23 protein-coding genes and 2 tRNA genes are annotated in these 24,431 nt (G+C 55.9%); 9 read left to right on the top strand and 16 right to left on the bottom strand.

Going from position 1 to position 24,431, the window contains the following annotated elements; translation table 11 throughout:
- Positions 1-22: 22 nt before the first annotated feature.
- Positions 23-1,171 (bottom strand): metal ABC transporter solute-binding protein, Zn/Mn family, encoded by a 1,149-nt coding sequence (locus H6G52_RS10125; RefSeq protein WP_190528046.1) that lies wholly within the window; start codon positions 1,169-1,171, stop codon positions 23-25.
- Between H6G52_RS10125 and H6G52_RS10120 the strand changes: the two genes are divergently transcribed.
- The 3 genes from H6G52_RS10120 (at position 1,170) to H6G52_RS10110 (ending at position 3,118) form a co-directional block, all read left to right on the top strand.
- The gene (locus H6G52_RS10120) at positions 1,170-1,307 is read left to right on the top strand and encodes a hypothetical protein (RefSeq protein WP_190528044.1); all 138 of its coding nucleotides are present in this window, start codon (positions 1,170-1,172) and stop codon (positions 1,305-1,307) included. The genes H6G52_RS10125 and H6G52_RS10120 overlap by 2 nt on opposite strands.
- Before the next feature lie 132 nt (positions 1,308-1,439).
- Complete coding sequence (locus tag H6G52_RS10115) at positions 1,440-2,198, top strand: metal ABC transporter ATP-binding protein (RefSeq protein WP_099532945.1); 759 nt, start codon at positions 1,440-1,442, stop codon at positions 2,196-2,198.
- An 8-nt stretch (positions 2,199-2,206) separates the two neighbouring features.
- A complete protein-coding gene (locus tag H6G52_RS10110; RefSeq protein ID WP_190528078.1) occupies positions 2,207-3,118 on the top strand; it encodes an iron chelate uptake ABC transporter family permease subunit in 912 nt (303 codons plus the stop codon).
- A gap of 31 nt (positions 3,119-3,149) precedes the next feature.
- On the opposite strand, the gene H6G52_RS10105 is transcribed toward H6G52_RS10110, so the two are convergent.
- Both H6G52_RS10105 and pdhA read right to left on the bottom strand, forming a co-directional pair.
- Positions 3,150-4,664 (bottom strand): ABC transporter substrate-binding protein, encoded by a 1,515-nt coding sequence (locus tag H6G52_RS10105; RefSeq protein WP_190528042.1) that lies wholly within the window; start codon positions 4,662-4,664, stop codon positions 3,150-3,152.
- A 381-nt stretch (positions 4,665-5,045) separates the two neighbouring features.
- The gene (pdhA, locus tag H6G52_RS10100; RefSeq protein WP_099532957.1) at positions 5,046-6,080 is read right to left on the bottom strand and encodes a pyruvate dehydrogenase (acetyl-transferring) E1 component subunit alpha; all 1,035 of its coding nucleotides are present in this window, start codon (positions 6,078-6,080) and stop codon (positions 5,046-5,048) included.
- A 65-nt stretch (positions 6,081-6,145) separates the two neighbouring features.
- Here pdhA and H6G52_RS10095 point away from each other — a divergent pair, with 65 nt between their 5' ends.
- Positions 6,146-6,313: a hypothetical protein gene (locus H6G52_RS10095; RefSeq protein WP_190528039.1), complete on the top strand. Its 168-nt coding sequence runs from the start codon at positions 6,146-6,148 to the stop codon at positions 6,311-6,313.
- A 66-nt stretch (positions 6,314-6,379) separates the two neighbouring features.
- Here the strand turns inward: H6G52_RS10095 and H6G52_RS10090 are convergent, their stop codons facing one another.
- Positions 6,380-6,631 (bottom strand): YiaA/YiaB family inner membrane protein, encoded by a 252-nt coding sequence (locus H6G52_RS10090; RefSeq protein WP_190354671.1) that lies wholly within the window; start codon positions 6,629-6,631, stop codon positions 6,380-6,382.
- A gap of 70 nt (positions 6,632-6,701) precedes the next feature.
- Between H6G52_RS10090 and H6G52_RS10085 the strand changes: the two genes are divergently transcribed.
- The gene (locus H6G52_RS10085) at positions 6,702-8,204 is read left to right on the top strand and encodes an aminotransferase class I/II-fold pyridoxal phosphate-dependent enzyme (protein ID WP_190528037.1); all 1,503 of its coding nucleotides are present in this window, start codon (positions 6,702-6,704) and stop codon (positions 8,202-8,204) included.
- 115 nt (positions 8,205-8,319) lie between these two features.
- Here H6G52_RS10085 and H6G52_RS10080 read toward each other — a convergent pair whose 3' ends face one another.
- The 3 genes from H6G52_RS10080 to H6G52_RS10070 form a co-directional block, all read right to left on the bottom strand.
- Entirely contained in the window at positions 8,320-8,808 is a 489-nt protein-coding gene (locus H6G52_RS10080; protein WP_190528035.1) for a type IV pilin-like G/H family protein, read from the bottom strand.
- A 310-nt stretch (positions 8,809-9,118) separates the two neighbouring features.
- Positions 9,119-10,465 (bottom strand): class I SAM-dependent methyltransferase, encoded by a 1,347-nt coding sequence (locus tag H6G52_RS10075; protein WP_190528033.1) that lies wholly within the window; start codon positions 10,463-10,465, stop codon positions 9,119-9,121.
- 353 nt (positions 10,466-10,818) lie between these two features.
- Positions 10,819-12,174 (bottom strand): bifunctional 2-polyprenyl-6-hydroxyphenol methylase/3-demethylubiquinol 3-O-methyltransferase UbiG, encoded by a 1,356-nt coding sequence (locus tag H6G52_RS10070; RefSeq protein WP_190528031.1) that lies wholly within the window; start codon positions 12,172-12,174, stop codon positions 10,819-10,821.
- 437 nt (positions 12,175-12,611) lie between these two features.
- Here H6G52_RS10070 and era point away from each other — a divergent pair, with 437 nt between their 5' ends.
- Entirely contained in the window at positions 12,612-13,541 is a 930-nt protein-coding gene (era, locus tag H6G52_RS10065; RefSeq protein WP_190528076.1) for a GTPase Era, read from the top strand.
- Positions 13,542-13,574: 33 nt separating this feature from the next.
- Here the strand turns inward: era and H6G52_RS10060 are convergent, their stop codons facing one another.
- From H6G52_RS10060 to H6G52_RS10045, 4 genes are all read right to left on the bottom strand, one after another.
- Complete coding sequence (locus H6G52_RS10060; protein ID WP_099532952.1) at positions 13,575-14,186, bottom strand: PH domain-containing protein; 612 nt, start codon at positions 14,184-14,186, stop codon at positions 13,575-13,577.
- A 324-nt stretch (positions 14,187-14,510) separates the two neighbouring features.
- Positions 14,511-15,719, bottom strand: a complete 1,209-nt coding sequence (tyrS, locus tag H6G52_RS10055; RefSeq protein ID WP_190528029.1) for a tyrosine--tRNA ligase — start codon at positions 15,717-15,719, stop codon at positions 14,511-14,513.
- 81 nt (positions 15,720-15,800) lie between these two features.
- Positions 15,801-15,872: transfer RNA gene (locus tag H6G52_RS10050), tRNA-Thr, on the bottom strand.
- Between the two features lie 4 nt (positions 15,873-15,876).
- Positions 15,877-15,961: transfer RNA gene (locus H6G52_RS10045), tRNA-Tyr, on the bottom strand.
- A 259-nt stretch (positions 15,962-16,220) separates the two neighbouring features.
- On the opposite strand from H6G52_RS10045, the gene H6G52_RS10040 reads away from it, so the two are divergent.
- Entirely contained in the window at positions 16,221-17,732 is a 1,512-nt protein-coding gene (locus H6G52_RS10040) for an HlyD family secretion protein (protein WP_234406830.1), read from the top strand.
- Between the two features lie 32 nt (positions 17,733-17,764).
- Positions 17,765-18,880, top strand: a complete 1,116-nt coding sequence (locus H6G52_RS10035) for a universal stress protein (protein WP_190528027.1) — start codon at positions 17,765-17,767, stop codon at positions 18,878-18,880.
- A gap of 93 nt (positions 18,881-18,973) precedes the next feature.
- Here H6G52_RS10035 and H6G52_RS10030 read toward each other — a convergent pair whose 3' ends face one another.
- Positions 18,974-19,594 carry a nuclear transport factor 2 family protein gene (locus tag H6G52_RS10030; RefSeq protein ID WP_190354563.1) on the bottom strand — a complete coding sequence of 207 codons (621 nt, stop codon included), beginning with the start codon at positions 19,592-19,594 and terminating at the stop codon, positions 18,974-18,976.
- Between the two features lie 173 nt (positions 19,595-19,767).
- Here H6G52_RS10030 and H6G52_RS10025 point away from each other — a divergent pair, with 173 nt between their 5' ends.
- Positions 19,768-20,955, top strand: a complete 1,188-nt coding sequence (locus tag H6G52_RS10025; RefSeq protein ID WP_190528025.1) for a tol-pal system YbgF family protein — start codon at positions 19,768-19,770, stop codon at positions 20,953-20,955.
- Here the strand turns inward: H6G52_RS10025 and H6G52_RS10020 are convergent.
- From H6G52_RS10020 to H6G52_RS10005, 4 genes are all read right to left on the bottom strand, one after another.
- Entirely contained in the window at positions 20,936-21,457 is a 522-nt protein-coding gene (locus H6G52_RS10020; protein WP_099534323.1) for a bifunctional nuclease family protein, read from the bottom strand. The two genes, H6G52_RS10025 and H6G52_RS10020, sit on opposite strands and share 20 nt — an antisense overlap.
- Positions 21,458-21,663: 206 nt before the next feature.
- Positions 21,664-21,999, bottom strand: a complete 336-nt coding sequence (locus H6G52_RS10015) for a ribulose bisphosphate carboxylase small subunit (RefSeq protein WP_099534326.1) — start codon at positions 21,997-21,999, stop codon at positions 21,664-21,666.
- A gap of 94 nt (positions 22,000-22,093) precedes the next feature.
- Complete coding sequence (locus H6G52_RS10010; RefSeq protein ID WP_099534322.1) at positions 22,094-22,501, bottom strand: chaperonin family protein RbcX; 408 nt, start codon at positions 22,499-22,501, stop codon at positions 22,094-22,096.
- Between the two features lie 134 nt (positions 22,502-22,635).
- Positions 22,636-24,060 carry a form I ribulose bisphosphate carboxylase large subunit gene (locus H6G52_RS10005; RefSeq protein WP_099534321.1) on the bottom strand — a complete coding sequence of 475 codons (1,425 nt, stop codon included), beginning with the start codon at positions 24,058-24,060 and terminating at the stop codon, positions 22,636-22,638.
- Positions 24,061-24,431 lie beyond the last annotated feature (371 nt).

Raw genomic sequence — 24,431 nt, 5'->3', positions numbered from 1 at the left:
ATTGCAGTTTGGCCAACCAGCCCTAACGCGGCATGGCTGGGGCGCTTGAGGGAGTGGGTGCGCTGGCGGGCGCAAGGTTCGGCGCAAAGGGGCGATCGTGCCCACCCAAGGCCCGCACGATCGCCCGCGTATTTTGCGCCAACATCTTCACGTAGCTCTCGGCCGGCCCCCCAGCCACCCCGATCGAATCCGCATAGAGCTTGTCGGGAGCCAGGGTGACCCCACTTTCCGCCGCCACCGTCTCAATCAAAGCCGGGTTAATGGTTGTTTCTGCAAAAATTGCTGGCACTTTGGCTTGGCGAATGGCCGCCGCCATCCGGGCCATGGTTTGGGCGCTGGGTTGCTCCTCAGTGCTAATGCCAATCAGGGTTCCGAGCACCGGAATCCGATAGGTCTGGGCATAGTACTGAAAAGCATCGTGGGTGGTCACCAGTCGTCGCTGGGCGGCGGGAATGGTTTGAATTTGGACACCAATCCATTGATCAAGCTGTTTGAGTTCCCCCAACAACCGATCGGCATTGGCCACAAACTCCGCCCGATCGCCCGGGGAAAGCTTGCTTAATTCATCCCGAATCGCCATCACCATCACTATTCCATTGCGGGCGCTGCCCCACACGTGGGGATCCGGAACCGTTGCCCCTCGCTCGGTCAAGGTGAGGGCCGGCACTCGCTCCCCGATCGCCACAGCCTTGGCCGTCTGCCCCGAAGATTGAATCAGCTTAATAATTCCCGGCTCCAGGTTATAGCCATTGTAAAAAATCCGATTTGCCCGCTCGATCGCCACCGTATCGCGCGGCACGGGTTCATAGAGGTGGGGGTCATCGCCGGGTCGGAGCAAGCCCTTCACGATTACTTCATCACCCGCCACCCGTTGGGTTAAGTCCGTCAAGATCGTGTTGGTGACCACCACCGTGGGCCGATCGGGCCCGCTGGGTTGTTCTCCTAACCCACAGCCCACCAGCAAGACCCCAATCCCCAAACCGCCCAGCCATCGCCCCCAGGCAAAACCGGGGCCCCGCTGCCCGATCGAGGGCTGGCCGGTTGTGTGGTGTTTTCGCAGTGATGCCAGTTGTGATTGCTGGCGTAATTGCTGGGGTAATTTCTGCCGTGCTTTCTGGGGTAATTGGGGTAATTTCTGCCGTGGTTTTCGGGGTTCTAAGGGTCGAATCATGTGCCGTTTCTCCATTGCCATCATCAAGCCACCGCCAGCAGCCCAAGACCGGGGCCAACCCCAGCCCGATCGCGGTGTTTTTGCCCAAGGGCCCGCAGCCTGGCCCCAATCAGAGCGCTGGGAGGGCTTGACTTAACTTTCATTATCATTTCATAATTGCATTCATAATCTTTTCATGATCTTTCTCGGTTTGATATCGTGAAAGGCAGGTAGCTGCTAGATCGGGTTCAGGTCATTTCGCACGATTTGATCTGGACTTTTTTTGCCCATGGGCCCAACTCCAATGATGATGAGCACTCATGCGATCGAAATTGACCACTTAAATGCTGCCTATCGCGGCGTGCAGGCGCTCCTGGATGTGAGTTTGCGCATCCAGCCCGGACGGCTGACGGGCGTGGTGGGGCCCAATGGGGCGGGCAAAAGCACCCTGATGAAGGCCATGCTGGGCCTGGTGCCGATCGCGGCGGGGCGGGTGGTCTATGGCGATCGCCCTTTGCAACAACAGCTCGATCGCGTGGCCTATGTGGCCCAACGATCGCAGGTGGATTTGGATTACCCGGCCACGGTTTGGGATGTGGTGTTGATGGGGCGAACGCGCAAAACGGGCTGGCTGCGGCCCTTTTCCAACACCAGCCGCCAAGCGGCCCGGGCGGCCCTGGAGCGGGTGGGCCTGTGGGAATTGCGCGATCGCCCGATCGCTCAGCTATCGGGAGGGCAACAGCAGCGGGTGTTTTTGGCACGCTCGATCGCCCAAGAAGCGGATGTGTTTTGTTTTGATGAACCCTTCGTGGGGGTCGATCGGCGCAATGAAGCTATCTTGTTTGACCTGTTTCGGGAACTGGCCCAAGACGGCAAGGTGGTGATGGTGGTGAATCATGACTTGGGCGAGTCGATTACCCATTTTGATGATTTGGTGCTGCTCAATCGCCAACTGGTGGCCGCGGGCGATCGGGCGGCGGTGTTGAATGACCTGAATTTGCAACGGGCCTATGGCAGCCGGGTGAAATTCTTCCAGGAGGCCGCCTAATGGACGGGCTGCTGCAAGCCCTAGTGGAACCGCTGCAATACACCTTTTTTCAGCGATCGTTGGTGGCGGCGGTGGTGGTGGGCCTGCTTTGTGCCTGCACGGGCAGCTATCTTTTGGTGCAGCGCATGGCCCTGTTGGGCGATGCCATCAGCCATTCTCTGTTGGTGGGCTTAGCGATCGCCTTTGCCATGGGTGGCAGCTTGTTCCTAGGGGCCCTGGTGGCTGGGTTGGTGAGCGCGGCGGCCATTGACTTTATCCGCAATCGATCGCCCCTCAAGGAAGATGCGGCCATGGGCATTGTCCTTTCGGCCTTTTTCGCCCTGGGGATTGTGCTGATCACCACGATCCAAAAAGACAACAAAATCGATCTCAATCATTTCCTGTTTGGCAACCTTCTGGCGGTGACCAGCGGTGACCTGTGGGACACGGGGCTGGCGGCGGCGCTGGTGCTCGGAGCGATCGCCCTTTGCTATAAGGAACTGCACTTTTATACGTTCGATCGCCTCGGGGCCCAGGCGGCTGGCTTGCCCGTCCGTTGGCTCGATTGGGGGCTGACCACCGCGATCGCGATCACGATCGTGGCCAGCATGAAGGCGGTGGGGGTGGTGTTGGTGTTGGCCCTGTTGATTACGCCGCCAGCCACAGCCTATTTGCTCGTCCCTCGACTCCACCAAATGATGGGGCTAGGGGCCCTGTTGGGTTGTTGCTCCAGCGTGGCGGGGCTATATCTCAGTTATTTTTTCAATTTGCCTTCGGGGCCGGCGATCGTGCTGGTGGCTTCCGGGTTCTTTGTGCTGTCGCTGTTGTTTAGCCCGCGTCAGGGGGTTTTGTTCCAAGGCTGGCGGGCCAAGGCCGCGGGCAGCACCCTAATCGATTCCAGCTCGATCGACTCAGAATCCACGGACGGAACCGATCCCTAGAAATCAACAGAAATCGGCAAAAATCGGGCGCTTAGGGGCCAGGATTCAACAGCCGGAAATCAAACCCCGTTCCCGATCGATTGCCCTCCCGCACCGTGATCAACACCAGGGGCAATGAGCGATCGCCCGTATTGGCAAAGCGCACGGAAGCGGAAGACCCCGCCGCTTGGAAGTCTGGCCGATGCAACGCAGCCTTCACAGCCGATCGCGTGGGGTCTTGGGCCTCATTCAAATCACTGCCAGAAACCGGTTTTGGGTCGGGTTTTTGAGTAATTTCCTGATTAATTGCTTGAATCAAAGCCTGGGCCGCATCGTAGGCCATCGCCGTTCGCCAATTCACATCCCCACCCCAACGACGACGCATGGCCTTGGCAAAATCCAGCGATTGGGGCAAATCCGGATGCCAAGGAATTGCCAGAATCGTGCCCTGCGCACTGGCTCCCAACTTCAACAGGTCCAGTGAATAAATCGAATCACCCCCCAACACCGGCAGCCGTCCTTGATTGGCTTCCACAATCGCCAAAGCTGACGGCAGTGTCGAGCGATCGCCCAAGAGCACTAACCCTTCGCTACCCTGGCTTTGGCGTTCCCCAAACAGCACCAAGCCCTCCGTGTTGAACGATTGGGCCTGACCGATCGCCCGTTGCGCATCGATCGGCTCGGAACCCATTTCTTGCAACTGCACCTGGCCCCGGCCGTCGGCCATGAACTGTTGCACAAATTCCGTTTTCAGGGATTGGCTATAGGCGCTTTTGGGGTTGTAAAACACCGAGACCCGCGCCAGTTTCAATTGCTGACGGGCCACCATCGCCAGGGCCTGTCCCGCCTGGCGATCGCTCGGAACCGTTCGCAACACCGCATCCCCCAACCCACTGAGGGTCACCGCCGTGCTGGAAGGGGAAATCATCGGCAGCCCAGCCCGTTGATAAACCCCAGCCGCCGCCAGCGAAGTGGTGGAGCTGAAGTGGCCCACCACCCCCAACACCCGAGGATCTGCCGCTAGGGTTTCGGCAACGGCCTTGGCGGTGACCGGGTTGTTGCTGTCGTCCGCAATCACCACTCGCAATTGCCAGGTAGGTTTCGGGCCGGATCGCTCCCGATCGCCCTGGTTCCATTGGGCTTGGGCCTGCGCCACTCCCCGCAGCAACTCCTTGGCCACATCGGGCAAATTAGCCGCCGGTACAACTACGGCGATCGTCCGTTGCGGAGCCTCCCGCGCCAGCCAATTATTCAAATAAATCAGGGCTTCCGGATCATTGGGCCGCTGTTGCAGACTTTTGCGCAACAGGGCGATCGCCTGGATTGGATCTCCAGCTTGCCCCGCCGCTGCCGCCGCCAACTTATCGGGCGAATCTGCCAACAAAACCTGCTCGCCACTGCTCAAGGACGGGGCCGGCCCCCCTTGGGGATTAGCGGTTGGCGGGGTCTGGCCCTCGTTGCCCAAAAGACCGTTCGATCGCACCAACCAATAGCCCCCGCCCAACAGGGCCAAGGACATGAACAGAGCCGTAATCAGTAATGGGGCATCTTGGGAGCGACGACTCATGGGCAAAACCGCGATGGCTGGATCAAGATGGCTGGATCAATAGGTCACCCCACAGCCCATCAATCAAAACAATGACCCGATCAACAACGACCCGATCAACAATGACCCGATCCGGCAGTCCTTGGTTTTGACCATTTCTGTTTTGCCCCATTGCTGTTGCCAGTCTTCGATCGATAGGTTCGCTCAATCATTCGCGCCAATCGCTCGATCGGAAAATCTGTGCGATCTGTTTGTCCGATTTGTCGGATTTGTCCGATCAAAAACTGGGGCAGGAAGGATGACCCTTTGCCCCAGTTTATGCGGAATTTCGCGGTTTCTGACGGACGATCGCCTTAGCTTTCGATTAGCCCGTTCATTCGATCTTTGACGGTTCTGGCTAGCTTAATCTTCCGCAAAAATGTACTTGTACAGATCCTTGGGATCCGGTTCAGGGCTGTCGAGGGCAAATTTCACCGCATCGTTCACATGCTCTTGGATCCGGCGATCGATCTCTTTCAGTTCTTCCGCCTTAACCAATCCTTCACCAAGCAGGTGATCGGCCAGGCGAGTGATCGGATCGCGCTTACCCCAAACTTCCTTTTCTTCCTTCGCCCGCAGTTCATCCGGATCGGCCAAGGAGTGACCCCGAAAACGATAGGTCAAGGCTTCAATGACCGTGGGGCCTTCACCAGCGCGGGCCCGGGCGATCGCCTCTTGGGCCACACCGCGCACCGCCAACACATCCATCCCGTCCACTTCTACGCCGGGCATCCCGAATGCGGGGCCTTTTTTGTAGATTTCGGGTACAGAGGTGGCCCGTTCGTGGGCCATCCCGATCGCCCATTTATTGTTCTCAATGACATAGATCACCGGCAGCTTCCAAAGGGCCGCCATGTTCAAGCATTCAAAGAACTGGCCATTGTTTGCGGCTCCGTCCCCAAAGAAGCAAACGGTCACCCCGTCGGAACTGGGGTCATTCATGGCTTCTCGTCGATACTTGCTTTGGAAGGCCACGCCCGTTGCCACCGGAATTCCTTCCGACACAAAGGCATAGCCCCCCAGCAGGCGGTGCGGCTCCGAGAACAAGTGCATAGAACCACCACGGCCCTTGCTGCAACCCGTCACCTTACCAAACAGCTCTGACATCACTTCCCGGGCAGGCACACCAGCACTCAGGGCATGAACGTGATCGCGGTAGGTGCTACACACGTAATCATTGGCATCGCGGCGCAAAGCCCGAATCACCCCCGTCGAAACGGCTTCTTGGCCGTTGTAGAGGTGAACGAAGCCAAACATTTTGCCGCGATAGTACATCTCGGCGCACTTGTCTTCAAAAAGGCGACCCAGCACCATGTCTTCGTAGAGCATAAGCCCTTCTTCGCGGGTGACGGTGGCGCGGGTGGTCGGGGTTGCGGGAAGTACGCGTTCTTGTACCATTTCGCTGGTGCTGGGGTTGCGGGCTGAGTCGGTCAATTCAGAGGGTTCGGATTGCCTGGGCAAGGGTGGCGGCGATCGATTGCGCCATCCCACCGGTTGCGCGGCTAATTTTTTGGGAAATCCAGTTCAACATAGTACCGGACTTTGGCAGTCCCCGCGCGGTTGGGCGATCGCGGCGCTGGTTGGGCGCGGGGGCGACGGGTCAGGTTGCCGTTGTGGATGACTACCCCTAGAGATTGCCCAAGCCAAGGTGATTGGTGATTTGCGAGCACCTCAAGAGATGTCTCAGTCTCCTGCTGTTAATGATGTTGGGCCAACAGTTTTTCAACCTTTGCTTCTTCGACCTTGGCCACCAATTGTTTGACTTCATATTGGTCGCGGGTGGTTTTGGCCAGCGTCAGGGTTGAGCTGATGGTGAAACCCAAACCCATGGACATGGCAAATTTCATCCAGGTATCGACCGGAAGGTAATAGATGCAAAGGGCTGTCCCCCCGGTTGAAAACAGAAACGATAGCCAAACTTGGACGATCCAGGCGGTGGTGTGGCGCATGGTAGAGGGTGTTTTGGGTGGAAGGAATGGCTCTTGAATGAATTGATTGTGAAATACAGGATGGGGATGCATGGAATTGGGGGGACAGTTTGAGATCTCAAACGCAATCACGGGTCATCACACGGATCATCACGCTGAGTGTCAGCAAGCCGCACCCTTGCTCGAAGCGCTGGCCGATCGCGCGGGCCGTCGATCGGGGCGGTTTCATGTGCCGGGTCATAAGGGCCGGGCGATCGACCCGCTGTTGGCGGATGCTTGGGGCGATTGCTGGGCCTGGGATTTAACAGAACTGGATGGGTTGGATAATTGGGCGGCTCCCCAGGGCGTGATCGCGGCGGCCGAAGCGTTGGCGGCCGATTGCTTTGGGGCGGGCCTCACTCGATTCTTGGTGAATGGGGCCACGAGCGGACTGGTGGCGGCGATCGGGGCAGTTTGCCAAGATGGCGACTCGCTGATTGTGGCTCGCAATGCCCATCAATCTGTTTTGGCAGGTTTAATTCTTGCGGGGGCGCGGCCCTGCTGGGTTTGGCCAACGGTCGATCGGGAATGGCAAATGCCCACGGTGGTGACTCCCGAGGCGATCGCCCAAGCCCTGGCGACCTATCCCCAAGCGAAGGCGGTGCTGCTGGTGTCACCGACCTATCACGGTTGGGTTTCGGATTTGCCCGCGATCGCCCAACTCACTCGATCGCACGGTATTCCTTTAATTGTCGATGCGGCCCACGGGGCCCACTTGGGGCTGCATTCGGAACTCCCGATCGCTCCCTTGGCGGCCGGCGCGGATCTGGTGGTGGCTTCGGCTCACAAAACCCTTGGTTCCTTAACCCAATCGGCGCTGCTTCATCTACACCCCCAGGCTTTGATCGATCGCGATCGGCTGAATCAAGTGTTGCGATGGGTCACCTCCAGCAGCCCCAGCTATTTGCTGATGGCCAGCTTGGACGCGGCTCGGCGGCGGGCGGCGCTGTGGGGTCAAGTTGATTGGGGCCAAACGTTGGTGCGGGTCGATCGGGTGCGATCGCAGTTGGCGGGCGAGCGGGCGATTCGGGTGCTTTCGGGGCCAAATCTGGATCGATCGCGCTTGACTGTTCACTTGGCTGGCTGGAATGGTTACCAGGCCGATGAAGCGTTAGACCAAGATTGGGGGATCACCGCCGAACTCAGCAGCCCCCAGCACCTAACCTTTGTTTGGACACCGGCCAACACCGACCAGGAAGCCGATCGCTTGGTGGCGGCTTTGGGGGCCCTGGCGCGATCGCCCCAAATGGCTCCCGATCGGGGGCTGGATGCCATTGCCGGGTTGCTTGCGCCTCCCAGTCCGGCCCCGCTGACCCCACGCCAGGCCAGCCAGCGCCCCACCGAGGCGATCGACCTTGACCGGGCGATCGGGCGCATTGCCGCTGAGTGGATTTGTCCCTATCCGCCGGGAATTCCCGCAATCGTGCCTGGGGAAATCATCACTTCCGAGGCGATCGGCCAAATTCAGCAAACCCTGGCCCTCGGCGGCGACTGCACCGGCTGCGCCGACCCCAGCGTTCAACAATGTCTTGTCCTCATTTCAGCCGATCGCTAGCGATCGGATCCTTGAAAAGTTCCCAAAGAAATTCCCAAAAAACAAGGTGGAGCCAGCGACAACACTGGCTCCACCCAAGGCTATCCATTTTCGCAATGGACTGCGCTAGCCTTGATTAGTTGCAATCCTTGGTAGAGTCGCTAGCCAACTTGGTAGCAGAGCTAGCAGCTTCATTTTCCTTAGCCGTGATGCACAAGATAGCCTTGGCTTGTTGGTCTTCCAACTTCACCACGCCCTTGAAGCTCTTCAGAGAAGCTTGCAGCTTATCAGCGGTGCTGGTTGCTTCCGTGTCGGTACCAACGGTCTTGTACTCGAAGTTATCGGTTTTTTCCTTGATACCAGCGTTCAGGGTCTTCAGGTCAGCAGCAAACTTACCTTGCTCCACGTAGTAAGCCTGTTGAGCACGGTTGAGCGAACCAACATAGGTGCTACCTTCCGACTGACGAGCCTTAGCGGCTTGGTTGAGGAAGGAGGGCAGAGCAATTGCTGCCAGAATACCGATGATGATGATTACAACCAGCAGTTCAATCAGGGTGAAGCCTTCTTCGCTGTTGCGGCGCTGGGCGAGGTGTTGGATCAGCTTGGCTTTGAATTCAGCTTTCATCTGGGATAGTCTCCTCGAGAGTCGGGGGAGGAAGGTTGGGAAGGTGGGGATTTTGTTCCCCTCATGCTTGCAACTTACCCAGGTTACCGGGGATTCATATCAACCGCAGCAGAATTTTTTTGGGGTCAAGGGAAAAAGCCTGAAAACCCTTGTTAAACAAGCATATTCGAGAGTTAACCCCAAGGAATTTTTAGGTGGCTTTTGGATCAGGATCATGATTTCCGCGATCCTGACGGGCGAGCGCAGCACCTGTTCAGCGCCATTTTTCGGGATGCCCAAGGGATGCCTTTTTAGGGATTCTGGATCGACTCTAGGCCTCAGTGGACTCTAGGAAGATGTAGCCGAAGGTTTCCAAGTCCCGCAAGAAGCTGCAAACCGCTTGGGTGGCACTGGCGCGATCGACTGGTGATCGATCGACTGGGTTCAGGGGCCGCACCCGCATGAACCGATCGATCAGTTGCGTAATCGGTTGGGGCCCCGTCAACAGCGGAACCAACACAGGCACTAGGCTGGCACTGGCCGCTGCGATCCCTTCCGGCCGCCGCAAAAATTTCGCGAAGTTCAGGGGCTTGAGGTAGCGGCAGGATTCCACGAGGGCGGCTTCAAATTCTGGATTGTTCAGAAGTGGGTGCAGCACCGCTTGGGTGCGATCGGGCTGCTGAACCAACTGCTCAACCGTGGGCGACTGCGGCGGTTCTGCCATGGTTTTTGGCGTACAGAATATGTCGATCAATCGGTTGCGGCTAACCAACAGATCATGCCAATGCATTTGTTCACGACAACTGATTTGCGCAAATCGCGATCGCAGTTCCTCGGGAAATTGCTCCAGATCCAGCATGGTTTTCACTGTCCAATCCTGGGGTTCCACCGGGGCAATGACCTGTAAGTTTGCACCATCAACTAGGTCAAACACTTCCGGCACTGAAAATCCCCGATCGCCGTGGAGCATGAAATTAAAAGCCAAGATCCGCTCGCGAATATCAGGATTGTCAGTGTCATTGCGATCCCACATTTTCCGCACATCCACATTGCGCGGATTCAGGGACAACACAATGGATTCCACCAGAGTCATGGTGGTTTTTTCATCCCGATCGGGTGTGATCGCACCCACATCACGCAAAAATTCCTGGGCACAAAGCACGGGAATTCGAGTGTTGAAGCTATGCAAATTCACTCGCAAAATACCCGTTGGTTTCAGCACGCTGGCCATCAACCGCAAACTAGCGAGGGGATCTTCCAACAGGTACAGCACCTCATCGCAGTTGATGTAGTCAAATTGCTGATTGAGGCTAGGAAGCTGATCGATATTGAGGGTTAAAAATTTAGCCCGATCGAGCAAATCAAACCGCCGAAACCGCTCGATCGCCACGTCGATCGAAGCCGGAGAAAGATCAATGCCGGTAATGGTTGTTCCCGGGTTCAGATGAGCCAACATCAAACCCTTAAAGCCGCTGCCGCAACCCACATCCAGAATCTGCATTCCTTCGGAGCTGACCGATCGGCGATCGCGGGCATAGAATGCGGTGGCCAAGGAGTGGGCATGAAATTCGTCGGGCTGACTATCGGGAGCCGTTTCGATCGGTTCGCGAGGATAAGGCGTTTGGTCAAACTGTCGCTGAATCCAGGCTTCTCGTTCAGCGGAAGATTCAAAATTCATGGCAAATCAGGGCTTCCAATCAGGGCTGCGAAATCAATCAATTCGATTCAATTTGACTCAATCTGGCTTGACTTGAATTTGACTTGAATTTGGTTTGAATTTGATTTGAATTTGATTTGACTCAAATTAATTTGGCCTGACTCAGTTCGAGTTTTCGTGAATTTTCAAAAAATTCGCGCCCAGTCAAGTTAATTCGTCAATTCGTCAGTTCAATTCACCCAGTAATTCAGCTCAATTCAGGCAAGTTCAACTCAGGCGAGTTCAATTCAGGCGAGTTCAACCAACAAATAACCCGCTTGACCCAATTCCAAGAGCAGATAACGCAAGGCTGCTTCCACTCAGGCGAGTTCAATTCAGGCGAGTTCAACCAACAAATAACCCGCTTGACCCAATTCCAAGAGCAGATAACGCAAGGCTGCTTCCACTTCCGATCGCGCAATGGGTTCCAAGGTTACTGGATCCACAGGACGCAATTGTTGCAGCGAATCTGCGAGTTCCGTAAAGGTTTTCATCCCTTCCAACAGGGGCAACAACCCGATAGCGATCGCGCTGCTGACCGACTCCCAACCCCAGTTCAGAGACAAGTGTTGACTCAACTTTAAATCAGTGCCCTTTAAAACCACATTTTTGAGGTCTGCGGCAAATTCTGGCGTATCTAACTGCGGGTGAAGCGCGGCTCGGGATTGATGCCAATCTTCTGGTTCCCAATCGCTGAGGGCTGTCCAGGGTTGCGCCGCGTCAGGATGACCACACCAGAAATCTAAAAGTCGATGGTTCGATCGAATCAAATCAAAAAAGTGTAGTTGATCGGAAATCGGCGCTTCCGACAAGCCAAAAGCAATCGAAATGGGCATATTCTCTGGGTCTTTGAACAGATCCGTCACTTCCCAGGACTGCCAATCGGTCATGCTAATGAATTCCAGACCGGAGCGATCGATATAGTCAAAAAGCTGCGGAATAGTAAATCCCCGATCGCGCTGGAACAACAGGTTCATCATCACCCGCTGTTCATCCTTCATTTTCCCAGAATCCCAAATTCGCATTTTCAGGAGTGTTGTATCCTTCAAAGACTCCATCAATTCAGTCAGAATTCCCATTTCTAGCTCACCCGGATTGTCATCCATCAACCCAATCAGGTGAGCCAAGCTTTGGGCCTTGAAATAGTCAAATCGCTGATAAAGACTATGGAGATTGGAACGAATAATGCCATCGGGTTTCAAGACGGCTTTCATGGCCGCCAACCCATCGGCAGGATCCGGTTGCAGATATAGCAATTCATCGCAGTTAATGTAGTCAAATTCCATGCCTAATTTCGGCAATTCTTCCATTGCCAATGCATGAAATTCCACGCGATCGCCCAATCCATGATGCTCCAAGCGCTTTTGGGCCAAGTCCACGGAAGCGGGCGACAAGTCCACCCCCACAATGCGCGCACCGGGGTTGGCCAAAGCCATGCTCAACACGCCGTATCCACTGCCACAGCCCACATCCAGCATCAACCGCCCTTCGGTGTTGGCAATTTTTTGGTTGCGACGATAGTAGGCGGTGCGGAAATCGTGCCAGTAGGTATGGGTTTCGGCCGGTAAGCGATCGAGCGGAATGCGGGGATAGGGGGCGCGATCGAACTGGGCCCGCACCTTGGCAAGGGGATCCTCAAGCGGATCGTCAGCGGGGTTTGTGGGAGAAGGCAAGAGGGATGGCTCGGTCATGCGGGGGTTGACGAATAATTGTCCTAACGCAAGGGTGGGAAGACCCAACGGCAAGGGCGGGTTAGAATCTTGACGGGGCCATGGATTGGCCGTGGTCAAGCGGTTGCCGAGGCTACCTTGGCCATATTGCCCCATTTCGATCCCGAAGCGATCGCCCCAAATCCGCTACCTGCCGCCCGATCGCCGATCCGTTTTAACAGTTGGTTTCACAATTTGTTTAACAAGCTGTTTAACAATTTGTTTAGTGATTGGCTGCACAATCGGCTCAGCAATCGGCTTCACCATGGATTTCACCGTGGGCTGAAAACTTTTGAACGGCTTGTCCTGCCATCTTCTCCAACACCATTTCCCACATCGTCAGTCGCAACCCTATGAGCATTGAACAGCATTCCCAGCCAACGGACGATCGCGCCGCTGTGGCCAACTCGTTGGATGAAATGCTAGAGGCGCTGAATTTGGGAATTCCGACGGCTCCCGACGATTTTCGATCGGGCTTTGTGGGAATTGTGGGGCGGCCAAATGTGGGCAAGTCCACGCTGATGAATGGTTTGGTGGGGCAAAAAGTAGCCATCGTCTCCCCGATCGCCCAAACCACTCGCAACCGGCTGCGGGGCATCCTGACCCGGGATGATGCGCAAATTGTGTTTGTAGACACGCCCGGCATTCATAAGCCCCACCACGAATTGGGCAAAGTGTTGGTGGCCAATGCACGCATGGCCATCCATTCGGCGGATTTGCTGCTGTTTGTGGTCGATGGGTCGGTGGAAGCAGGCGGGGGCGATCGCTTTGTAGCCGAGTGGCTGGCCCAAGCATCCGTACCGGTGGTTTTGGGGCTGAACAAAATTGATCTGCAAACGGATCCGACGGTGGAAGCGTCCTACGCGGCCTTGGCGGCCGATCGGGGTTGGCCGATCGTGCGGTTTTCGGCACTCCAGGGCGAAGGGACAGAAGACCTATTGCAGGCGCTGATCGATCAACTGCCGCCGGGCCCGTTTTATTACCCCCCGGAATTGGTGACCGATCGCCCCGAACGATTCATTATGGGCGAACTAATTCGCGAGCAAATTTTGCTCCATGCCCGGGACGAAATTCCCCATTCCGTGGCGGTGGAAATCGATCGGGTGGAGGAAACCCCGAAAATTACCCGCGTATTAGCCACCATTCACATTGAACGGGCCAGCCAAAAGGCAATCTTGATCGGCAAAGGTGGTTCCATGCTGAAGGCGATCGGCACGGCAGCCCGCGAACAAATTCAAAAGTTAATTGATGGCAAGGTTTACCTGGAGTTGTACGTGAAGTTGCAACCCAAATGGCGGCGGTCGCCCGCTCGCCTGGCCGATTTGGGTTACCGAATTGAGGAAGATTAGGCGACAAACCCGCAAGAAGTTAGCCGCGAGCGATTAGTTATTAATAAACTTCTCGAAAACTTCCCCAAAATCCTTGCGCACATAGGACTCATGGGCCAGCTTTAACCAATTGAATGCGTATTGGTTAATTGCCTTGAATTGCTCTTCGGCCGTTGAAGTGCTGGTCGATCGGCTGATAGTGGTGGCCGCCGTGTTCAAACTGGTTTGTGCATAGCCGTGGAACGCAGTATTTTCCTGCTGAATCAAGGCAATTTTCAGCAGGGCCTTATACAAGTCCTTGAGTTCGTGAATATGGACTTTGGCCACATCGATCGAGTAATGCTGGCTGCCCATGGAAAACTTAATTTCCACATCCCGATCGAGCGTTCCCGCCGTTTCCAAAGTCACATGGGAAATGGCATGGTGGGCATAGTTAAAGCGCCGCAAAGTGCGTTTTTTGCTGACAGCCGATGTGCCATCCACATGGATTAGGGCCAAGTTGGTGAAGCAATATTCATCCATCTTGGACTTAATCAAAAAATAGATTTTCTCGCCTTCTTCATTGATGATGTAGTCGTCCGCATCAACCTTGCCGTAATCCTGGGGACGAATCACCACCCCAATATCACTGAGACCCAAGGCATCCGAAGCCAAACTCTTAAACATGGGAATCACCGATTGTTGATTAGCCCTAGCCCAGCATTGCCCAGCCCAGCATTACTTTGCCCAACCTTGCCAGGCTGGCTTGAGTAACCATTTTGAGGCTAGCCCGGCTGGCCAGTATAACAATCGGATTTTGTTGGTTGCCAGGGGCAATCAACTCTCAGGCTAGTAGCGTGGCTGCCTTAATTCACTGGGTTAAATGATATGGCTGTTGCCATCACCTGATCGTTAAGCAGCAAGATGCTCAAGCCCCTTGTTACCACGACTGGCTCCGCAACGTTGACCCAATGTATTAATCCTGTCGCGCTACTAGGCTTTGGGCTGTTCCTAGGCGACTAATCGCACAAATTTCTTTTTTCCCACTTGCAGCACTTTGCCCAACAAATCCGCCGCTGATTCAAACTTTTGGTTCACATCCGCCAGCTTTTCGCCATCCAGTTTCACACCGCCCCCTTGAATTTGGCGACGGGCTTCGCTACTGGTGGTACATAACTTTGTGGCACTCAAAAGATAGAAAATTGGAGCCGGAAATTCCACCTGCGCCAAGGAAAATTCCGGTACATTTTCCGCACCGCCACCGCCCGACACCAAATTCATGGCATCTTTTTGGGCTTGCAGGGCGATCGCCTCGCCATGGATTTGTTGGGTAATTTCCAGGGCCAACAATTTCTGGCGATCGCGGGGATTTTCGGGCAACTGATCCAACGGGAAATCCGTCATCAGTTCAAAGTAGGTTTCCAGTTGCGCATCGGCCACCTTTTCCAGCTTGGAATACATGGTGAGCGGGTCTTCTCGCAGGGCCACATAGTTCCCCAAGGATTTGGACATTTTTTGCACCCCATCTGTCCCGATCAAAATGGGCGTGAGCAATCCAAATTGTGGTTTTTGGCCAAAGTGGCGCTGCAAATCTCGCCCTACGGCTAGGTTGAACTTTTGGTCTGTGCCACCCAGTTCCACATCCGCCCGCACGGCCACGGAGTCGTAGCCCTGCATCAACGGATAGAGAAATTCATGCAAAAAGATGGGACTTTCCTGCTGATAGCGCTCTGCAAACCCTTCCTTGGCCAACATTTGGCCAACGGTCATGGTGCTGAGGAGTTCCAGGATTTTGCCTAAGTCCAGCTTGGCTAACCACTCGGAGTTGTAGCGCACCTCCAGGCGGCCAGGCGTTTCAAAATCCAGGATCGATCGCACCTGTTCCAAATAGGTTTCCGCGTTGGCTTGCACTTGCGCTTCGGTTAGTTGCTTGCGCACTTCCGATTTACCGGTGGGGTCGCCAATGCGAGCGGTGAAATCGCCAATAATCAGGACGGCGGTGTGGCCCGCATCCTGGAAAGCGCGCAATTTGCGAACGGGAATGCTGTGCCCCAGGTGAATCTCGCTGCCGGTGGGGTCAATGCCGAGCTTGACGCGCAAGGGGCGATCGGTCGTGGCCAACAACCGCTCTAGGTTCTGGGTCGGATCCGCTGAGTCGGGTTGGTTGGGAAAAATATCGGCGGTTCCGCGATGGAGCCAATCGAAGTTAGACGCTGCCATAACTGGTGCGCTCAATTCGCTATAGGGACTGAATAGGGGTTGACAATAGAGGCTCAAAGATTTCAATGAGCTGATCAAAAGAGCCTCTGACGAGGATTGAACTCGTGACCTCACCCTTACCAAGGGTGCGCTCTACCACTGAGCTACAGAGGCGGGGTGGTGGGCCGAGCTGGATTTGAACCAGCGTAGGCATAGCCAACGGATTTACAGTCCGTCCCCATTAACCACTCGGGCATCGACCCGCTTCCACCACGGGAGATAACAATAGCACAAGGATCGAAAATTCCCAATAGGCAGCCCAAAATTTTTTTAAATTTTTTTGAGGCAGCGCTTGGCCCGGCTAGGGCGGGATCTTGGGCAACGCTGGGGGCAAAAACTGGGGACGATCGGGAGGCCGCTGGGGCGATCACCGGGTGTGGAGATTTCGCCGGGCGGCGGCTCCCGCAGTTCGCCCAATCCCTTTCATAATGAATATAGTTAGCGCGTTCTGAGTAGCAACCTGTGCAACTTGAGTCTCAGCCTGATACCCAGCGATCGAATGCGGGTCGATCGGGCACGGCCCAGCGATCTCCATCAAGTGCCCCGGCTGCTGATTCGGACTCTGGATCTGCCCCCCCAGCCTCACCCTCGGCACTCCAGGAGCTGAACCAATGGGAGCAGCGATCGCGCCGTTTGTTTTGGCCTCTGTTTGGGGTGGCGGCCACGGCCATCTTGGGGGCCGCCGGTTGGGGTCTGTGGCAATTGCGCAAGCCAGCGGATCCGGCGGTTGATCCCTTGGCCAAGCTGACCGTTCCGGTCACCTCCGCTAATTTGACGGTCAAGATTGATGCAAGCGGCACTATCCGCCCGATCCAAACCGTGAACCTGAGTCCCAAAACCTCCGGGCGACTGCTGGAGTTGTATGTGGAGCAGGGAGATGCGGTGCAAAAGGGCCAAGTGATTGCCCGGATGGATGATGCGGAACTGCGGGCGCAACTGGCGCGGGCCCAGGCCGGCTTGGCGCGGGCCCAGGCAAGGCTGGCGGAGGCCCAAACCGGCAACCGACCGGAAGAAATTGCCGAGGCGGAAGCTCGCGTTAATCGATCGCGCGCGGATGTGGTGAGTGCCCAGGCGCGGCTGGATTTGGCGCGGGAACGGCTGGAACGCAACCGATCGCTGGCGGAAGCGGGAGTAATTGAGCGCGATCGCCTGGATGGGTTTGAGCAAGAGGCCCGCAGCGCCAAGGCGGATGTCGATCGAGCCAAGGCGGCGTTGGTGGAATCCCAAAAGGGGCGCGATCGAATTCGGAACGGTTCCCGGATTGAGGACATCGCCGCCGCCCGGGCCGATGTGGCCGAGGCCCGCGCCCAAATGGCCCTGATCCAAACGCAATTGAATGACACCGTGGTGCGTGCGCCCTTTGCCGGATTCATTTCCCAAAAGTATGCAGAACCCGGCTCCTTCGTGACTCCCACCACGTCCGCTTCCTCCGGCAGTGGAGCAACTTCCACCTCGATCGCGGCTCTGGCCAGCGGGTTGGAGGTGTTGGCTCGGGTTCCGGAAGTGGACATTGGGCAAATCAAGTTGGGGCAAACGGTGGAAATTACGGCCGATGCCTATCCCGATCGGGTCTTTCGGGGACGGGTGAAGCTGGTGGCTCCGGAAGCGATTCGGGAGCGCGATGTCACCTCCTTTGAAGTGCGCGTGGCGATTCTGTCGGGGCAGGAGGTGTTGCGATCGGGCATGAATGTGGATTTGGTCTTTGTGGGCGATCGCCTGCCCCAAGCCGTGGTTGTGCCGACGGTGGCCGTGGTGACCGATCGCGGGCGCACGGGCGTTTTAGTCCCCAATGCCACCCAAAAGCCCGAGTTTCGCGCGGTGGTTTTGGGCCCCACCTTAGGCAATCAGGTGCAGGTACTCCAAGGCATTAAACCGGGCGATCGGGTCTTCACGGATTTGCCACCGGGGCAGACCCTCGACAGCATCTTGAACAACAAGGCGAAACCCGGCAATGGGCGATCGGCCAATCCCTAGGGGCGCAGTCAGTTTCAAAGGGCGATCAGCTCATGCATATTCCCAAACGCGGTAAACATAAAGTCTTTATCGGCATGGCTCCCGGTGTTGGCAAAACTTACCGCATGTTGGAAGAAGGCCAGCAATTAAAAGCAGAGGGCGTGGATGTGGTGATTGGGTTATTGGAAACCCATGGCCGCAAAGAAACCGCCGACAAAGCGATCGGGCTGGAGGTGGTTCCCCCCGCCCAAATTGCTTACCAAAATCGATTGCTGCCGGAGATGGATGTGGCCGCCATTTGCGATCGCCAGCCCCAGTTGGTATTAATTGATGAGCTGGCCCATACCAATGTGCCCACGAGCGATCGCCCCAAACGCTATCAAGATGTAGAGCTGATTTTGGGGGCGGGAATTGATGTGTTTTCCACGCTGAATATTCAGCATTTAGAAAGCCTCAATGATCTCGTGACTCAAATTACCGGTGTGGTGATTCGAGAGCGCGTGCCCGATCGAATTCTTGAGGAAGCGAATGAGGTGGTGGTGATTGATGTCACCCCTGAAACCTTGGAAGAACGCCTACAGGATGGGAAGGTTTATGCCCTGGATAAAATTCCCCAAGCGTTGACCAATTTCTTTCAGCGTCGCCACCTGATTGCTCTGCGAGAATTGGCCTTGCGGGAAGTGGCCGACAATGTTGAAGAACAGGCGATCGACCAAGATCCCAGCACTCCATTTTGTAACATTCACGAGCGCGTGTTGGTCTGTGTTTCAACCTACGAAGGATCGATGCGCCTATTACGACGGGCAGCACGTTTGGCGAGTTATATGAATGCGCCCTTGTATGGCTTATTTGTTTGTCCGCCCGATCGGTTTTTAAGCAAAAGCGAAGCGCTCCAAATTGAAGGCTGTCAGCGACTTTGTGAGGAGTTTGGGGGGGAGTTTTTACAAGTTCAAGCCTCCAACATTCCCCAGGAGATCGCCAAAGTGGCCCGAGATTATCGAATTACACAAATTGTGCTGGGCGAAACCCGTCGATCGCGGTGGCAATTATTGCTGCGCGGCTCTTTAACCTACCGATTGATGAATCTCCTAACGGAGCAGTCAGTGGATTTGCACATCATGAGTCATGACAGCCGCGCCCCACGATCTCAGAATTCTGCTGAGTCTTGATCAATATTTTCCAAGGGGTTTCCGGTTTTCAGCGCGGGAATTGTTGGGCAATTTTCCCGGTCACGAATTTCCCACAGGGCCGCTAGGTTGGAATTAATTTTTGGGAAAACTACGACTCGTTTCCTCAGAAATATCTTCGGTAATTAGAATTTCTTGATCAATGACGCGAAACACCAACCGCTGATTCGCCACACTGTTCAGGGGCTGATCGCGAGCCAGCGCCGACTGAAACAGGGTGCAGGTCACCACCGCTTGGGAGCGATCGGGCGAAATCTCAATCACCAAATCTTCGTAACGAACGGCGGTCATACGCATTTGGGGATAGGCTAGCTCCAGCAAATCTCGAATTTGTTGGCGACCGTCAAGCCGAATCATTTGAGATCCTCCGGCGAGGTTCACCGTTGCCCGAATTGCCGCATTGGGTGCATAGAAGCTGACGATCGCCTCAATATCTTGGTTTTTGATGGCGGCCAGCAGCCCTTCCAAGCGCGATCGAACCTGATTTTCGGTCAACTCCACGGGTGAACGCATCCGGGGTGGCGTTCGGGGTGGCATTCGGGGTGGCATTTGGGGGCGCTCCGGTTGGGTCTCGGCCCGGTGAGGCTGAGTGAGGGCGGCGGCCAGCGACTGCGGGCAAACCATGGCTCCGGTTCCGATCGCGCCAATTACAGCGCCGAGGATCGCCACTCGCAACCGCCGCCATACCTGTGCCATGCTTGGATCCATCATCACAATTCCTTCCCCTTGAATCGTTGTTAGCGTCTAGTTTGGGATCTAGATTTTTGGGATCTAGGTTTTTGGGATCTAGATTTTTGGGTTTGGTTGAATTGAGTTGAGTTTAGTTCCCCCATCCCTTGCTGCAACGGCCATCGTAGGTTCGATCGCCCATGAGTCGTCCTCCCGAAATCGATCGCGTGATCGAAGCCTTTAAAAACAAGGACTATCGCACCGCCGCCCGGTTGCTGAATCCACTGCTCACCAGCCACCCACGCGATCCTTGGGTGCAACTCTATGCGGCGCGGCTCCATGAGTTGGCGGGGCGGCCGACGGTGGCGGAACCCATTTATCGAGAGCTGCTAAAAAACACAACTAACCCCAATCCCAAGATTTTGGCCCAAGCTCGCCAGGGGTTGCAGCGCTTGGAAACGGCCGATCGCACCCAACGCCAAGCCGCCATTACCCAAGCCCGAGCCGCCGCCAGCCAAGCTACCCATCAAGGCACGAACCAGGGCGATCGACTCCCAAAACCAGCCCACGGCATTTTAATTTTGGAGCCGATCGCCTCGGACAATCGCCCGGAAGCGGCGAAACAATTTGCCCGCATTTTTGACTTAGATCCCTACACCGCCCGGATGCAGTTGCCCAGCCGCGATTGGCGACTCTATCGCACCGGCCTCTTGGGAGAACTGCAAGTCTATGCGGAAGCCCTCCAATCGCACCAAATTCCCTGCTTTTGTGTGGATGAAAAAGCGGTACAAGCCATCAAAACTTTCACCATCAAGCATTTCCAATCCGTTGATCCAGACCCGATCGTGATTTGCGAAAACGATCGACACCAGTTGGGAACCTTGGCTTTTCGGTGGGCGGAGGTGAGCCAGCGCGTGTTGGGAGCCGTGCCCGTGGTGGAATCGGTGATTGATTTGAATGCACGCGGCCAAATTGTGCGCCGAGATCAAACCCAAGATTGGGTTCCTCTTGTGGATTTGCATTTACCCGATCGGGGCTGCATTTTGCGCCTTTGCGAAAGTGCCTATCAGTTCGATCGGGGTGTGGCCTTCGCGCCCATGGGATTTTCGCCCAACTCCTTTGTGCAGGAATTGGATGACGGTCGCCCCACCCGGCGCACCCAATGGAACGCCCTCGTGACCTTTGTGGCTCAACAAACCCCGATCGCCCGGGTATTTGATCGGTTCACCGGTTTTGCGGAAACAGCCTTGGATTACCGAGAATTGCTCGATCGGCTCAATCCCCAAATCCCTGTTCCTCGCCGCAACGCCCAGCCCATGCGCGAAGATGCCGCCTTCGCCCTTTACAGCCGCGTCAGCTTCTGTCGTCCTAACTCTCCGATTCGCTAGTCGGCTCACCCTGGAAACGATTGCCCCGCTCCGAGAAATCCTCCGGGCGTAAATTGGCGAGAAAGTCCCGAAAAGCGGCTTGCTCGGCCTCGTCCGCGTCCCGATCGACCGGCACCGAAGCATCGGCAATCACCTCCTCCATCACCCAAATGGGGCTATCGGTGCGCAGGGCCAGGGCGATCGCGTCGCTTGGGCGCGCATCAATATCCTTTTGCACATCCCCTTGCCGTACACAGAGCACCGCATAGAACGTGCCATCTTGCAGCGAATGGACAATCACCTTCTCCAGGGTCATTTCCCAAGCCTGGAGCAGATTCGCCATCAAATCATGGGTGAGCGGGCGCGGCGGTGGCCGATCCTCCATGGCACTGATGATCGCCTTGGCTTGATCCGGCCCAATGTAGATCGGGAGGGCACGCCGATCGGCCGTATCTCGAAGCAACACGATCGGCGTGCGGCTCGCCGCATCCAATGCAATTCCCGCAACCTTCATTTCCACCATAGACCCAGCATCCGTAGCATCCGTGAGCGATTGACCGGTATTCGCCTTCAAGCCTGTTCTCAGTATGCCCTGCCAATCGGCGGGATTACGGAAAAAACCCGCAGAAAAACAAACAGGGGCGAGTCAACCTCACCCCTGCTGCTGATTCAAAATGACCACTTTAGCCGCTAACGATCTCGATCGCGCTAGCTAGCTCCCACCGCAACTTAGTAGCGGCTCAGGTTAGGACGGTGCACAATGAAGCCCACCGATTGGCACTGCTTGATGTTGTCGAAGCCCACAACACGGATGTAGCAGTTGCCATATTCCGAGCGGCAAGCTTGCACTTCGGTCAACACTTCTTGCACCGAACGCGCGTTGAACAGAGGCAACTTCCACATCGTCCAGTAGTACACCTCGGGATCCGAGTTCTCGTTGAACTCAACACCGGGGATGTAGCCCTGGTCGATCATGTACTGGATTTGCTTGGCGATCTGTTGGTCGCTGAGGGGAGGCAGATACGAGAAGGTCTCAAAACGACGCTCTTTGGGCAGAGTCTTCATGCCAGTTGTCTCCAAACGGGGCGAAGAGAAAAAACTTCAACGAATGCAATTCGAATGCGATTCACTCATCCCGTGGCTAATTCCAGGAGTGGAATTAGTCATCGATCGAGTGGTCACCCGATCGCCGCTCCGATTCCAGGAGTCGATCGGGTTCCTCAGCCAAAACCAGTTGTGTTAGCCGTTCGAGGTGCTGGCGACGGAGATGGCCATTGGACTTTTGAACCCCTTCACGCACCATCTCCGGCAAATAGTCAGTCACATCACTGACCAACTCATCACGCACCGTCATCAGACGAAAGGCCAAATCCGGATCAACAGTCAGCAGGGATTGCAAATAGGCTTCCCCATCTTGCAAGTTGCTCTCCGCCGAAAACCGATGCAGCCAAACCGCCTTGGGGGGATTAGTTTCATGTAGTTGCGCGAGGACAGTCCGCATTGCCTGGTAGGTCAAATAGCTTTGCAGCGTTTTGGCCGTATCCTTGGCAATTTGCTTGAGATCCATACGCAGCCTCCGCGATCGCCCAACGTTCTCACGATGCTAGACGATCGCAGCTTCAGAAACCGCTACCGGCTGACCGATTTCCATCGGTGCGCAGCTTCCCCCTCGATCGGCCAATCAACCGGTTCGCCGCATCATCAGACGGTATCAACCGCCTCGAACTCGAACTTGATTTCCTTCCACAGTTCCAGGGCCACAGCCAGGTCAGGAGACCAACGAGCAGCCTCACGCAGGATGTCGCCGCCTTCACGCAGCAGGTTGCGGCCTTCGTTACGGGCTTGGACGCAAGCTTCCAGAGCCACGCGGTTGGCCGTTGCACCCGGAGCATTACCCCAGGGGTGACCCAGCGTACCACCGCCGAATTGCAGCACCGCGTCATCGCCGAAGATGTCAACCAGTGCGGGCATGTGCCACACGTGGATACCACCCGAAGCCACAGCCATCACGCCCGGCATCGAAGCCCAGTCTTGGGTGAAGTAGATCCCACGGCTGCGGTCTTGCTCGATGTAGTTTTCGCGCAGCAAGTCCACAAAGCCCAGGGTTACGGCTTGGTCGCCTTCCAGCTTACCGACCACCGTACCGGTGTGGATGTGGTCACCACCGGACATCCGCAAGCACTTCGACAGCACGCGGAAGTGGATCCCGTGGTTCTTCTGACGGTCGATTACCGCGTGCATAGCGCGGTGGATGTGCAGCAGCACGCCGTTGTTACGGCACCAGTGCGACAGGGTGGTGTTGGCGGTGAAGCCAGCCGTCAAGAAGTCATGCATGATGATGGGCATTTCGAGTTCTTTGGCGTACTCGGCCCGCTTCAGCATTTCTTCGCAGGTGGCAGCGGTCACGTTCAGGTAGTGACCCTTGATTTCGCCGGTTTCCGCTTGCGCCTTGTGAATGGCATCAGCCACAAACAAGAAGCGATCGCGCCAACGTTGGAAGGGCTGCGAGTTGATGTTTTCGTCGTCTTTGGTGAAGTCCAGACCGCCGCGCAGACATTCGTACACTGCACGACCGTAGTTCTTCGCCGACAGACCCAATTTGGGTTTGATGGTGCAACCCAGCAGGGGACGACCGTACTTGTTGATCCGATCGCGCTCTACTTGGATCCCGTGCGGGGGGCCTTGGAAGGTCTTCAGGTAAGCGACGGGAATCCGCAAGTCTTCCAGACGCAGCGCTTTCAGGGCCTTAAAGCCGAAAACGTTACCCACCAGCGAGGTCAGCAGGTTGGTAACGGAGCCTTCTTCAAACAGATCCAGGGGATAGGCGATGTAGGCAATGTATTGGTTGTCTTCACCGGGAACCGGCTCTAGATCGTAGCAACGACCCTTGTAGCGATCGAGGTCGGTCAGCAGGTCAGTCCACACAGTGGTCCAAGTCCCGGTCGAGGACTCAGCGGCCACGGCTGCCCCAGCTTCTTCCGGGGGAACGCCCGGTTGCGGGGTCATGCGGAACGCAGCCAAAATATCAGTATCTTTCGGCGTGTAGTCCGGCGTGTAATAGGTCAGCTTGTAGTCTTTTACGCCAGCGTCGTAGCCAGCTTTTGATTGCGTCTGTGCGTAAGCCATAACGTCCCTTCCTAAGAACTGCTTCGTCGATCGAGGGTCGGCGAAAGTGGTGGGCGATTGAGAGATCAGCAGCGTCTTCACAGCAGAATCTTGCGAAGCCCCTTAGATCTTGGAGCTTCGCAAACCGAGGAATGCGAACCGCATTATGCAAATTGCATTATTTTCGATGAATCGGCGCTTGGACGAGCGATCAAGCAGCTAGAAATCCGAGAGAAGCAGTTTCTTCAAAGGTGACGGTCGAGACGATACCGCCAACGGGCTGCACTCTCGCGAAGTTGTAGCCGAATTGCCCAAAAAAAATATATCAGGAAAGGTATAGCTAGAACTTTGCAAATACTTTGGGATCTTATGAATTTTCGTAATTAACGTTA

The sequence above is a fragment of the Limnothrix sp. FACHB-881 genome (genome assembly GCF_014698135.1).
GTDB lineage: Bacteria > Cyanobacteriota > Cyanobacteriia > CACIAM-69d > CACIAM-69d > CACIAM-69d.
The sequence above is the reverse complement of the archived record's forward strand: the minus strand, read 5'-3'. Positions and strand labels throughout refer to the sequence as shown.